We start from the raw sequence: 12,549 nt of genomic DNA on the forward strand, positions 1-12,549 counted from the left end.
GCGAGAGCGTCACAGGCGCCCGCGCACCGGGGTGCGCTCGGCGGGGTCGCCGCCGTCGGGCATGGCCATCTCGGCGCGGACGCCGAGCAGTCGGATCTCGCGGTCCTCGAGTCGGTCGCACAGGGCGACCGCCGCCGACACCACGTTCTCCGCACGCGTCGTCGGCGCCGGCAGCTTCCGCCCGATGGTGCGGGTCTCGAAGGGTGCGTACCGCACCTTGAGGTGCACGCGGATCACCGGGCGCCCCTCCTCGGCGCAGTCGGCCGCGGCCTGCTCGGCCAGCCGGCGCACTGCCGCGCGCACCTCCCCCGGCGTGGTGAGGTTGCGCTGGTAGGTCGTCTCGCGGCTGTGGCCCCGCGCGATCCACGGTGAGTCGTCGACGACGCGGGGGCCGTTGCCCCGCCCGAGCTCGTGGTACCAGACACCCATCTTCGGTCCGAACTCCGCCACGAGCTCCTGCGGGTCCGCGTCGGCGAGCTCGCGCACGGTGCCGATCCCGAGCGCCGCGAGGCGCTTCTCGACGCGCGAGCCGACGCCCCACAGCGCGCGGGTGGGCCGCTCCCCCATCACCTCGAACCAGTTCTCGGCGGTGAGGCGGAAGACGCCGCGCGGCTTGCCGAACTCCGTCGCGATCTTCGCGCGCACCTTGTTGTCGCCGATCCCGACTGTGCAGTGCAGGCGCGTGGCCTCCCACACGGCCGCCTGGGCGCTGCGGGCCACGCCCTCGGGATCGGCGGTGCGCACGCCCAGGAAGCACTCGTCCCAGCCGAGCACCTCGAGCACCACGCCCGGCAGCGCGCGCAACGCCGCCATGACCTCGTGCGATGCGGCGTCGTACGCCTCCCGGTCGACGGGAAGGAACACGGCATCCTCGGGCGCCTTGCGTGCCGCGATCTTCAGCGGCATGCCCGATCCGATGCCGTGGACGCGGGCCTCGTACGAGGCGGTGGAGACGACGGCGCGCTCGGTGGGATCGCCCCGGCCGCCGACGATGACCGGGCGCCCGGCGAGCTCCGGGCGGCGGAGCACCTCCACTGCCGCGATGAACTGGTCCATGTCGACGTGCAGGACCCAGGCGTCGTCGCGCATGCCACGAGTGTGGCGCGTCGCCGATCGCGATGCCAGGGGCAGAGAAACGCCCCGCGGGCGCCGCCGGTGGGGCGGGCACCCACGGGGCGCGGGGCGTCAGGACGTCGGGAGGACGAGCTCCTGGCCGACGGTGATGACGTCGGGGTTGTCGATCGTGTCCTGGTTGACGGCGAAGACGCCGAGCCAGCCGCTGTCGAGCTCGTGCTCCTGCGCGATCTCGAACAGCGTGTCGCCCGCCTCGACCGTGTAGGTCTCGTCGGACGGCTCGACGTCGGGCAGCGTGTAGGCCGGCTCGGGCGCGGGCTGCTCGGCGGGCTGCTCGGCGGGCGTCGCGGCCGGAGCCTCGGCGGGCGCCGGAGCGGGCGCGGCCTGGCTCGGCTCCGCAGAGCCCGAGGCGCCGATCTGCGCCGAGCACGACGGCCACGCACCCCAGCCCTGGGTCGCGAGCACGTTCTCCGCGACGCGGATCTGCTCCTCGCGGGAGGCGTCGGCGGGGTTGCCGCTGCCGCCGTTGGCCTGCCAGGTCGACATCGAGAACTGCAGGCCGCCGTAGTAGCCGTTGCCGGTGTTGATCGACCAGTTGCCGCCGGACTCGCACTGGGCGAGGGCGTCCCACGTGGCGCCGTCGGCCGCGTTGGCGGCCGTCGGCATCAGCACGGCGCCGGCGAACGCGGCGCCCGCGACGGCGAGGCCGCCGGTGGCGACACGCGCGGCGCGCGACAGGGACGGGCGGTTGGTGTTCTTCTTCGGGTTCACGCACACCTCCGTGGCCCCGTCTTCCCGCGTCGGACGCGGGCTCCGCCCGGCCGGAGCTGACTCGAGGTCCTGGATGCGAGGGCTCTCGGGCGGATACGACGGCGGCCCTCGCGATGGGTCCGGCCACGATACGCACGGTTACGAAGAGGTAACGAACCGATCCAGCGTCTTGTCAGGGACCTGCCCCGCGATGCTCAGGTGCATCGGCGGCCTGAGAGGATGGCGCGGTGGCACCCCGCACGCACGTCTTCGACCTCGACGCGATCGGCGCGGGCCTTCCCGTGGCCGCCGCCCGCGCGGAGATCGAGGCCGCGCTCGCCGCCGGGGCCGCGGTGATCACGGCACCGCCGGGCACGGGCAAGACGACCTTCGTGCCGCCGCTCGTCGCCGATCGCGTCGCCGGCCGGGTGCTCGTGACGCAGCCGCGTCGCGTGGCCGTCCGCGCCGCGGCACGGCGGATCGCCGAACTGGACGGCACCGCGCTGGGCGGCTCGGTGGGCTTCACCGTTCGCGGCGACCGCGCGGTCTCCGACGCGACGCGCATCGAGGTGGTCACCCCCGGCGTGCTGCTGCGGCGGCTGCTCGACGACCCGGCGCTGGACGGCGTGGGCTCCGTGATCCTCGACGAGGTGCACGAGCGCTCCCTCGACGGCGACCTGCTGCTCGGCATCCTCGCGGAGGTGCGCGCCCTGCGCGACGACCTGCTGCTCGTCGCCATGTCGGCCACCGTCGACGCCGACGCGATCGGGCGACTGCTGGGCTCCGGCTCCCCCGCTCCCGTGGCGGACGTGCCGTCCGCGCTGCACCCGCTCACGGTGGAGTATGCGCCGGGCGACGCCCCGCGCCTCGGGCCGCGGGGCGTCACGCGCGAGTTCCTCGAGCACGTCGCCGCGACGGCGGTGCGCGCGCAGGCAGAGGCCGGCCACGACGCGCTCGTCTTCGTGCCCGGCGCGCGCGAGGTGGACGACGTCGTGTCGCGCATCCGGGCGCGCGCCCCCGGTGTCGAGGTGCTTCCGCTCCACGGGCGCCTCTCCCCCTCCGCGCAGGATCGGGCGGTCGGCGGGCGGCGGTCCCCGGCGGATCCGCCCCGGATCGTCGTCAGCACGTCGCTCGCCGAGAGCTCCCTCACCGTTCCCGGCGTGCGCCTCGTCGTCGACGCCGGGCTGTCGCGGGAGGTCCGACGGGACCGGGCGCGCGACATGACCGGTCTCGTCACCGTGAGCGCCTCGCGGGCGAGCGCCGATCAGCGCGCCGGCCGCGCCGCGCGCGAGGGACCGGGGCGCGTCGTGCGCGCCTACGCCGAGGCGGAGTACGCCGCCTTCCGTGCCGCGCACGATCCCGAGATCACCTCCGCCGACCTGACGGACGCGGCGCTGCTTCTCGCCGCGTGGGGCACGCCCGAAGGCCGGGGTCTGCCGCTGCTCACGGCGCCGCCGGCGGCGGCCATGACCCGCGCCCGCGAGGCACTGGCCGCGATGGATCTCGTGGACGACGACGGGCGCATTACCGCGGAGGGCGCGCGCGTCGCGCGGCTGCCGCTCGGCGCCCGGGAGGCCCGCGCCCTCCTGGGCGCCGCGCACGAGGGGATCGCGGCCCGCACGGCCGCCGAGGTCGTGGCGGCGCTGTCGGGCGACCACCGCGACCCCGGGGCCGACCTCGGCGGCCTGCTGCGTGCGCTGCGGCGCGGTTCGGCCCCCGGCGCCGAGCGCTGGCGGGCCGAGGCGCGTCGCCTCGAGCGACTCGCCGGGGCCGCGGCGGGGCCGGATGCGCCCGCTGACCCCGCCGGCGTGATCGCGGCCCTCGCGCGCCCCGAGTGGATCGCGCGCCGCGTGGGCGAGGGCTCGCGTGCGTACCTGCTGGCGAGCGGCACGCGCGCCGCACTGCCCGAGGGCAGCCCGCTGCTGGGCAGCGACTGGATCGCCGTGCACGACGTGCAGCGGGCCGAGGGACGCGCGGCCGACGGCACGGGCGCGGTGATCCGGCTCGCGGCCGCGATCGACGAGGCAGCGGCGTTGCGAATCGCTAACCGGCTCGTGCGCACCGAGCGCCGCTCGGAGGTCGAGGGCGGCAGGCTCCGCGTGCGCGAGGAGCGCCGCGCGGGCGCGATCCTGCTCTCCTCCACGCCGGTCGTGCCCGGCCCCGGCGACGCCGCGCGGGCGTTCACGGCGGACATCCGGCGGCGCGGCCTCGCGGCGCTGAGCTGGACGGCCGACGCCTCGGCGCTGCGCGCCCGACTCGCCCTGCTCCACCGCGAACTGGGCGGTCCGTGGCCGGACGTGTCGGACGACGCGCTGCTCGACCGCCTGGGCGACTGGCTCGGCGGCGCGCTCGACGCGCTGGCCCCGGACGCACCCCTGTCGCGCGTGGACACGGCTTCGGCGCTGCGAAACCTCCGCCCCTGGCCCGAGGCCGCCCGCCTCGATGCCCTGGCGCCCGAGCGGCTCGAGGTGCCGTCGGGGTCGCGCGTGCGCATCGAGTATCCAGATCCGTCCGACCCGCAGGGCGCGCCCGTGGTGGCGGTCAAGCTGCAGGAGGTCTTCGGCCTCGCCTCGACGCCGCGACTCGTCGACGGCCGCGTGCCCGTGCTGTTCCATCTGCTCTCCCCCGCCCGGCGCCCGTTGGCCGTCACGGGAGATCTGCGCTCCTTCTGGGCGGGCCCGTACCGCGAGGTGCGCAAGGAGATGCGCGGCCGCTACCCGAAGCATCCGTGGCCCGAGGATCCGTGGACGGCGCCGGCGACCGCCCGCACGACGCGCGCCCTGCGGAACGACTGAGGCGCCAGGGCATATGCCCGAATCGGAATACTGAGCGCTCGGGATGCTTAAGAGCAGGACCCTCAGCGCCGCAACGGGGTCCAGCCGAACGGCACCGGCCCGTCCCAGAGGGCGCGCTCCTCGTCGGCCCGCGCCGACCAGCCCTGCGCCTCGCCCTCGGCGTCGAAGCCGCCGCGGGCCACGCGGAAGCCGATGTCGTCCTGCTGCAGGCGCGGCGCGCCCCCGCGCCGGGTCGAGGCGCGCACGCTCCACTCCGAGTCGGCGAACCCGCCGCCGCGGAACACGCGGTACTCGCCGTACCGCGCCGGGTCGAGCAGGTCCCAGCACCACTCCCACACGTTGCCGAGGGTGTCGAACAGCCCGTGCAGGTTCGGCAGCTTTCCGCCGACCTCCTGCGGATGCGTCACGCCGTCGCGCTCCGTCCAGGCGATATCGGCGAGCGGGCCGTAGTGCGGGCCCACCGACCCGGCGCGGCACGCGTGCTCCCACTCCGCCTCCGTCGGCAGCCGATATCCGTCGGAGTCGACGTGCCAGGTGACGTCCTCGCCCTCGAACGTGTAGGCGGGGTCGAGCCCCTCCCATTCGCTCGCGGCGTTGCAGAACGCGATGGCCCGCTGCCAGGAGACCTCCACGGCGGGGCGGCGCGGATGCTCGGCCGTGACGCCGAGCATCTCGGCGAGCTGGCCCTCCGTGACGGCGAACACGCCGATCTCGAAGGCCTCGAGCGTCACCGCGCGGCACGCCTTGCGCCGCGCATCGTGCAGCGTGACCGTGCCGGCCGGGATCGAGGCGAGTTCCAGGTCCACCCGAGAACCCTACTCGCGGGCCCAGCCGGCCGGGTCAGGAGACGGCCTTGCGGATGAGCGCGGCCAGCAGATCCTCGTCGGCGGGTGTGAGCTCGGTGACGGCGAAGCTCACCGGCCACATCGTGCCCTCGTCGAGCGCCGCGGCCTCGTCGAAGCCGATCGTCGCGTAGCGCGCCTTGAACTTCGCCGCGGACTGGAAGAAGACGACCACCTTGCCCTTGCCGTTCTTCCATGCCGGCATGCCGTACCACGTGCTCGCCGCGAGATCGGGCGCGTGCTCGGCGACGAGGTCGCGCACGCGCTCGGCGATCACGCGATCCGCGTCGGGCATCTCCGCGATCGCGTCGGCCAGCGCCTCCGCGTCGTTCTGCTTCGGGCGGCGCCGCTCCTTCGCGGTCTCCTTGATCGCCTCCCGCTCCTCTGCGGTCAGGCCCTCGTTCTTCGCCATGGTGACTCCTTCCGTGTGGCTCGTCCCACACGCTACGCGCGGCGCCGCGCGGCCGCTTCTCGATTCCTGATGCGTCCGGGCGTTCCCGCGCCGCGGCGTCACGAGGAGGGCATCCGATCGGTGCGCACGATGATGCAGTCGTCGAAGTCCCAGTAGTCGTCGACGGTGTCCGGATCGCCGTCGTCGCCCTCGAGACCCGCCTCGTGGAACGCGTCGTAGATGCTCTGCTCATAGGGCGTCAGCTCGTCGTCGTTGTCGCGCAGGCGCTCGCCGCTGTCGGATGTGAAGCAGAAGTGGACCGAGCCGTCCTTGCCCATCTCGTCGTAGCGGGCGCGAGTGGTGGTCAGCAGATCGCGGACGACGCCGCCCGCGACAACCTGCGGGGTCTCGAGGTTCACGTGGATCTGCTGGCAGAGCTGCTCGCAGCTGGAGCCGGAGCCGTAGACGTCGGTCACCCGGTAGTCGCGAGGCAGCTCCGCCGAGATGGCGGCCTCGAGGTCGTCGAGGTCCTGCGCGGAGAGGCGGTTGTCCAGGACGAACAGGCCGCGGAAGCCGAGCACGGCGAGCACGACCACCAGCGCGGTGACGAGCAGCATGGCGCTGCAGCCGATGCCCAGGCCGAGTGCCCACCCGTTGACCTTGCGGCGCGGCCGTGGCGGCGGCGGCGCGGGCGGTCGTACGGGAAATCCGTACTGCGTCACGCCTGGCTCATCTCGGTCCGTCCTCCCCTGCGGATCATCATGCCGGGTTTCGCGGGAGGGTGAGAACCTCGCATCAGTCCTCCGTGATCGCCACCGTGTGCTCGGTGTGCGCCGTGCGGGCCCCCGTCGCACTGCGGAGCGTCCAGCCGTCGGGATCCACGACGAGTTCATCGGTGTCGGCCATCACCCATGGCTCCAGCGCGAGCATGAGACCGGGGCGCAGTCGGTACCCGCGGCCGGGCCTGCCGAGGTTCGCCACGTGCGGATCCTGATGCATCGTCGTCCCGATCCCGTGCCCGCCGAACTCGAGGTTCACCGGGTAGCCCGCCTCCGTGAGGACGCCGCCGATGACGTGCGAGAGGTCGCCCACGCGCGCTCCCGGCCTCGCGACGGCGATCGCGGCGTCGAGGGCGCGCTCGGTGGTCTCGATGAGGTGCGCGCTCTCGGGATCGCGCGCCTCGCCCACGATGAAGCTGACGGCGGCGTCGGCCGCCACGCCGCGCAGCGAGACCGCGAGGTCGAGGGAGAGGAGGTCGCCGTCGGCGAGGCGGTAGTCGTGCGGGCGGCCATGCAGGACGGCGTCGTTCACCCCGGTGCAGATGTGATGGCCGAACGGTCCGCGCCCGAACCGCGGGGCGTAGTCGACATAGCAGGAGTCCGCTCCGGCCTCTCGGACGAGCTCCGCCGCCCAGCGGTCGATGTCCAGCAGGTTCACCCCCGGCGTCGCGCGGCGCTTCAGCGTCTGGAGGATGTCGCCGACGAGCGCGCCGGTGTCGCGGGCGCGTCGCAGCTGGTCGGGGGTGAGGATCTCGATCATCCAATAACTATACCGGTCAAAGAATCCCGATACCCTGGAGTCATGATGGTTCGCCTGCCCCTCACCCATGAGGACCTCGCGCGCGGAGAGCGCCTCGGCGCGGTGCTGCGGCGCGCCCGGGGCTCCCGCACGATCCTGGAGCTCGCGAGGGAGGCCGACGTCTCCCCCGAGACGCTGCGCAAGATCGAATCGGGCCGCGTGGCCACGCCGGCCTTCCCGACGATCGCCGCGATCGCCGACGCGCTCGACATCTCGCTCGACGAGATCTGGGCCGAGATGCGCGCGTCGGAGCCGGAGTCGCTCGCCTCCTGACCCGGACTGGTCCTCCGCCGAGGAGTCAAGAGGTCGCGCGCTCGGCGCGCAGCGGAGAGGATGGCCACCATGCCGATCGCACCCGTGCCCGCCCTGCGCGCGGCCGGGTGGTGGGTCCGCGACTACGCATACGCCGCCGTCTGGCAGGCCCGCGCGTTCGCGAACCGCACCGATCCGCGGCGGTTCCGCGCGGGAGGGCTCGCGCCGGTGCTCGTGATCCCCGGGGTGTACGAGACGTGGACGTTCCTGCAGCCGCTCATCGTCGCGCTGCATGAGCGGGGGCATCCGGTCCATGTCGTCGATCCGCTGCGGCACAATCGGCGGCCGGTCGCGACGGGCGCGCAGCTCGTGGCGGAGTACCTGGAGGCGCACGACCTGCACGACGTCGTGCTCGTCGCGCACAGCAAGGGCGGTCTGATCGGCAAGCACGTCATGGCGCTGACGCCGGCGGCCGCGCGCGTGCGCGGCATGATCGCGGTGGCCACGCCGTTCGGCGGATCGCGGTACGCCCGCCTGATGGTCTCGCCCACCCTGCGCAGCTTCTCGCCCCGCAATGCGACGATCCTCGCCCTCGCGCGCGAGACGACGGTCAACGCGAGGATCGTCTCGCTGTACGGCCGCTTCGACCCGCACATCCCGGGCGGCAGCGAGCTTCCGGGGGCGCACAACGTGATGCTCGAGACGGGCGGGCACTTCCGGATCCTGGCGCACCCGCGCGTGATCGCCGAGGTCGCCGCGATGGCCGAGCCCGCCGCCGGCTGAGGCGGGCCGCCGAACCAGGGGCGGTCACCCGGCGACCCAGTCGGCGGCAGAGTGCCTGCCTGGTGCGGCGCTGCTCTCGGGCACGGCCGTCTCGGTGAACCGCACGCCCGATGTCGGTCGGCCGGTGTAGTGGTGGCCGAGGGGGCTGGTCCATTCGAGTTCTCCCCCGACGAGATGTCGTACCTGCCAGGGTGAATGGTGTTTGAGCATGTGATGTCGCTTGCACAGGCTCTGGAGGTTGGTCACGTCGGTGGGGCCGCCCCGCGAGTGCGGGTGGATGTGGTCGGCGTCGCACCGTCGGGCGGCTTGCCGGCAACCGGGGAAGCGGCAGTGCTCGTCGCGGGCCCGGAGGAACCGCCGCTGCGCCGCAGTGGGCGTGTAGTGATCGACGGTCAGCAGCGCCCCGGTGTTCGGGTCGAGGAACAGCCGCTCCCACGCGGTGACCTCGGCCGCGAGCCGGCGGGCCGTGGCCGGATCGATCGGCTCCCCGCCCGCCGTGGGGACGCCGCTCGGGCGCCGGGCGCCGCGGTGCAACCCGGAACTCCCGCGCCGCTCGTGCCGGTGCTCGCGCATGGAGTTGCCGGCCGTCGTGCCGGGGACCGCGTCGGCGTGGATGCGGCCGTCGGTGAGGACGTGGGCGGGGATGGTGACGTGGATCGTGCCGCGTACCTGCGCGAGCACGTCCTGCCCGGTGCCGTCTTCGACGATGTGCCCGCTGGGTGCGCCGGCGAGCAGCAGGTCACACGCCAGGTCGGCGCGCAGCTCATCGATGCGGCGCTTGTCGGGCCCAGCCGCCGCACCGGCACCTTCCGCCGTCCCCGCGTCGGTACCGGCAGTCCGTCCGAACGCATCCCGCTCGGCGATCACCGTCCGCGCCATCGTGGTCAGCCGGTCGTGGATGCCCTGCACCAGCGGCACCGGTGCGGTCAGCCGCAGCTCGGCCATCCCGTCCTCCAGCGCCGTCACCCGCACACCCCGCCGGGCCCGGGCCGCCTCGTGGCGCTGCGCGAGGGACTCCTCCAGGAACGCGTCGGCGATCGCCCGGCACATCGGCTTGAGCCCCGCCACCGTCGCCTCCTCCGCGACACCGAGCGCCCGCGCCTCGTACTCCCGCCGATCCGCCGCGTCCCCGATCCGCGTGCCCTCGGCCACGAGCACCGCGGCGTGACGGCCGGGCAGCCGGCCCTCCTCCACCTGCGCCAGCGTCGCCGGGAAGTCCCGCACCAGCAGCGCGGCGTCGACCATGCGGTTCTCCACGGTCCGCGGCCCCTCCCGCAGGGCCGCGGCGACCTCCGCGGCCATCGACCGCACCGGCATGTCCCACTCCGGCGGGGCACCCGCACGCTCCACCTGCCCGACCGCGATATCCAACGCCCGGCCCAGCAGGCGCGCCTCCTCGGCCTCCAACCGCGCCCGCTCCGCCCGCACCACCTGCAGGCGCGACACGATCCGGCCCGTCTCGGCGCGCTCCGACGCCGTGGGCTCCCAGAAGACCGTGTCTCTTTCCATACCCCGATTCTCCCAGCCACCCCCGACAACCATCGAAGAAATGTACGGGGTGGGGATAAGTCGCCAGCCCGCTCCACAGGTCAGCCACGCGGGACCCGCACCCGCCCTAGGGTGGCCATATGAGCGACTCCCCCTCGGTGCGACAGCTGCGACTCGTCGTCGCGGTGGACGACTTCGACGCGACCCTCCGCCTCTACCGCGACGTGCTCGGGCTGCGCGAGCAGGCGGCGTTCCACGGGGACGGCGGCGCGCGCGTCGCCATCCTCGACGCCGGTGCCGCCACCCTCGAGATCGCCAACCGGGCACAGGTGGAGATGATCGACGGCATCGAGACCGACGGTGGCACGAGCGACCGGATGCGGGTCGGGTTCGAGGTGGATGACGCCGCGGCGACGACCGACCGGTTTGTCGACGCAGGTGCGCAGCTGGAGGCCGCGCCCCGCGAGACGCCCTGGCGCTCCCTCAACTCCCGGCTGCGCACCCCCGGCGACCTTCAGGTCACGCTGTTCCAGGAGCTCGAGACCCTCGAGCAGCGCAGCGCGCGCCCGGGATTCCGAAGCGAAGCCCCGGCAGCGGGCGACGACGGGATCGCGGAGGTCATCGAGAACGAGCGGCAGCTGCAGGACCCCGCCGTGCGGCGGGACGGCGCGCGCCTCGAGTCGCTTCTCGCGGCCGACTTCACCGAGATCGGCGCATCGGGCCGCATCTGGGACCGCGCGCAGATCGTCGACCTGCTGCGCAACGAGACCGTGCGCGACGAGGCCGGCACCGACGAGGCCGGCACCGACGCGATCGAGATGCGCGAGGTCCAGGCCCGGTCGCTCGGCACGGGCCTGGTGCTCGTGACGTGGCTCTCGCAGCGCGCGGGTCGGCACGCCCGCCGCTCGTCGCTGTGGCGGCGCGACGCGGACGGCTGGCGGCTCGTGCACCACCAGGCCACACCGCTGCCCGACGCCGCCGGCTGACCGCCGACACCGGCTGCGCGCCCGACGCGGCGCGATGAGCCACCCCCGCGCGCTCTGCGACACTGTGGTGATGGCCATCACCGCTGACGCCGGCCAGGGCATCGCTCGCCCGGCCGACCCGCGCGCCGCCCGGCGCATCCCCGAACCGCTCGACGAGTTCCAGAGCGCGGAGCAGCAGCCCGAGTACCGCGTCGACGTGGAGCGCATCCGCTTCTCGCCGTACTACTCGCGCCTGTCGGCCGTGACGCAGGTGATCTCGCAGACGGGCGCCGGCCTGGCCGTGCACAACCGGCTCACGCACTCCATCAAGGTGGCGGCGGTGGCGCGCGCGATCGCGACGCACCTGTCGAGCCTGCCGGGCGACGACGGACGGATCGTCGCCGAGCTGGGCGGCTGCCATCCCGTCGTCGTGCAGGCGGCGGCCGCGGCGCACGACCTCGGGCACCCGCCGTTCGGCCACCTCGGCGAGCAGACCCTGGACCGGCTCGCGCGCGAGCGCTTCGGGCTCTGGGAGGGCTTCGAGGGCAATGCGCAGACGTTCCGCATCATCACGCGCCTCGACGAGTTCGACGAGCCCGGCGTGGGCCTGAACCTCACGGCCGCCGTGCGGGCCGCCGTGTTGAAGTACCCGTGGCGGCGGGGCGAGGGCGGCGTCCGCCGCGGCGGGTCGGGCAAGTTCTCGTACTACGCGCTCGACATCGACGAGCAGCGCGAGGCGCTGGCCGCCTATCCCCGGATCGAACAGGGCCAGCAGACCGTCGAGTGCTCGGTCATGGACATCGCCGACGACATCGCCTACTCGCTGCACGACCTCGACGACTTCTACCGCGCCGGCCTGCTCGACCAGGCGATCATCGCGGCAGAGTTCCGCACCTGGCGCGCCGAGCTCGCGCACCTGCGCGGCGCCGACCTCGCCGAGCTGCGCGCGGACGAGCGCGTGCCCGGCCGCTCGCTCGAGCTGCTGTGGCGGCGACTGGAGCAGAAGGACCCGTGGATCGCGGACCCCGACGCGTTCGAGGCGGCGGTCGCGAAGGTGTCGGAGGAGGTCGTCGACGGCCTGCTGCTGCGGCCGTTCGACGGCTCGCTCGCCGCCGAGCGCGGGCTCGCGCGCTTCACGAGCGGATGGATCGCGCACCTGCAGGCCCGCGTGCGCGTGCACCGCTCCCCCGACACCCGATCCGGTCACGTCAGCCTCGACCGCACGGCATGGCACGAGGTCGCCGTGCTGAAGTTCCTGCACCAGCGCTTCATCCTGCACCGCCCGGACTTGGCCGTGTACCAGCGCGGGCGCGCCTCGGTCCTCGAGCGCCTCGTCGACGGCTTCGCCGCGTGGCTGGACGACGCGCACGACGCCCGCCGGGCGCCGCGCCGCCTCGTCGACGTCGTCGAGCTCGCCACCGACGACTACATGCGGCTCCGCCGCGAGGAGCCCGACCTGCTCGACACCACCGACGTGACGCAGCTGCGCCGCCTCGCGGTGGGCCGCGGCATCATCGACTACGTCGCGTCACTCACCGACGCGCAGGCGAGCTCGCTCGACGCGCTGCTCGCGGGTCAGACCGAGCGCCTGTGGGAGGCCGGCCAGGGCCTCTGAGCCGGGCAGCCACGAA

General features: G+C 74.2%; 12 protein-coding genes. 5 read left to right on the forward strand and 7 right to left on the reverse strand.

Going from position 1 to position 12,549, the window contains the following annotated elements; all coding sequences use genetic code 11:
• Positions 1-9 precede the first annotated feature (9 nt).
• Together ACODR5_RS05645 and ACODR5_RS05650 are read right to left on the reverse strand one after the other, a co-directional pair.
• Entirely contained in the window at positions 10-1,089 is a 1,080-nt protein-coding gene (locus ACODR5_RS05645) for a DNA polymerase IV (protein ID WP_488982991.1), read from the reverse strand.
• A gap of 96 nt (positions 1,090-1,185) precedes the next feature.
• The gene (locus ACODR5_RS05650) at positions 1,186-1,845 is read right to left on the reverse strand and encodes a transglycosylase family protein (protein WP_488982992.1); all 660 of its coding nucleotides are present in this window, start codon (positions 1,843-1,845) and stop codon (positions 1,186-1,188) included.
• Between the two features lie 227 nt (positions 1,846-2,072).
• On the opposite strand from ACODR5_RS05650, the gene hrpB reads away from it, so the two are divergent.
• Positions 2,073-4,619, forward strand: a complete 2,547-nt coding sequence (hrpB, locus tag ACODR5_RS05655) for an ATP-dependent helicase HrpB (protein WP_488982993.1) — start codon at positions 2,073-2,075, stop codon at positions 4,617-4,619.
• A 62-nt stretch (positions 4,620-4,681) separates the two neighbouring features.
• Here hrpB and ACODR5_RS05660 read toward each other — a convergent pair whose 3' ends face one another.
• The 4 genes from ACODR5_RS05660 to map form a co-directional block, all read right to left on the reverse strand.
• Complete coding sequence (locus ACODR5_RS05660) at positions 4,682-5,425, reverse strand: formylglycine-generating enzyme family protein (RefSeq protein ID WP_449853313.1); 744 nt, start codon at positions 5,423-5,425, stop codon at positions 4,682-4,684.
• A gap of 34 nt (positions 5,426-5,459) precedes the next feature.
• Positions 5,460-5,873: an iron chaperone gene (locus ACODR5_RS05665; protein WP_488982994.1), complete on the reverse strand. Its 414-nt coding sequence runs from the start codon at positions 5,871-5,873 to the stop codon at positions 5,460-5,462.
• Between the two features lie 98 nt (positions 5,874-5,971).
• Complete coding sequence (locus ACODR5_RS05670) at positions 5,972-6,574, reverse strand: hypothetical protein (RefSeq protein ID WP_488982995.1); 603 nt, start codon at positions 6,572-6,574, stop codon at positions 5,972-5,974.
• Between the two features lie 73 nt (positions 6,575-6,647).
• On the reverse strand, positions 6,648-7,391 hold the full coding sequence (map, locus tag ACODR5_RS05675) for a type I methionyl aminopeptidase (protein WP_488982996.1): 744 nt from the start codon (positions 7,389-7,391) through the stop codon (positions 6,648-6,650).
• 45 nt (positions 7,392-7,436) lie between these two features.
• Between map and ACODR5_RS05680 the strand changes: the two genes are divergently transcribed.
• Positions 7,437-7,703 (forward strand): helix-turn-helix domain-containing protein, encoded by a 267-nt coding sequence (locus tag ACODR5_RS05680; RefSeq protein WP_488983011.1) that lies wholly within the window; start codon positions 7,437-7,439, stop codon positions 7,701-7,703.
• 69 nt (positions 7,704-7,772) lie between these two features.
• Positions 7,773-8,465: an esterase/lipase family protein gene (locus ACODR5_RS05685; RefSeq protein ID WP_449853317.1), complete on the forward strand. Its 693-nt coding sequence runs from the start codon at positions 7,773-7,775 to the stop codon at positions 8,463-8,465.
• A 24-nt stretch (positions 8,466-8,489) separates the two neighbouring features.
• Here the strand turns inward: ACODR5_RS05685 and ACODR5_RS05690 are convergent, their stop codons facing one another.
• The gene (locus ACODR5_RS05690; RefSeq protein ID WP_488982997.1) at positions 8,490-9,974 is read right to left on the reverse strand and encodes an HNH endonuclease signature motif containing protein; all 1,485 of its coding nucleotides are present in this window, start codon (positions 9,972-9,974) and stop codon (positions 8,490-8,492) included.
• 119 nt (positions 9,975-10,093) lie between these two features.
• Between ACODR5_RS05690 and ACODR5_RS05695 the strand changes: the two genes are divergently transcribed.
• Both ACODR5_RS05695 and ACODR5_RS05700 read left to right on the forward strand, forming a co-directional pair.
• Positions 10,094-10,939 carry a DUF4440 domain-containing protein gene (locus ACODR5_RS05695; RefSeq protein WP_449853135.1) on the forward strand — a complete coding sequence of 282 codons (846 nt, stop codon included), beginning with the start codon at positions 10,094-10,096 and terminating at the stop codon, positions 10,937-10,939.
• A 70-nt stretch (positions 10,940-11,009) separates the two neighbouring features.
• Positions 11,010-12,533 (forward strand): deoxyguanosinetriphosphate triphosphohydrolase family protein, encoded by a 1,524-nt coding sequence (locus ACODR5_RS05700; RefSeq protein ID WP_449853136.1) that lies wholly within the window; start codon positions 11,010-11,012, stop codon positions 12,531-12,533.
• Positions 12,534-12,549 lie beyond the last annotated feature (16 nt).

The sequence above is a fragment of the Microbacterium sp. FG3 genome, from assembly GCF_057809335.1.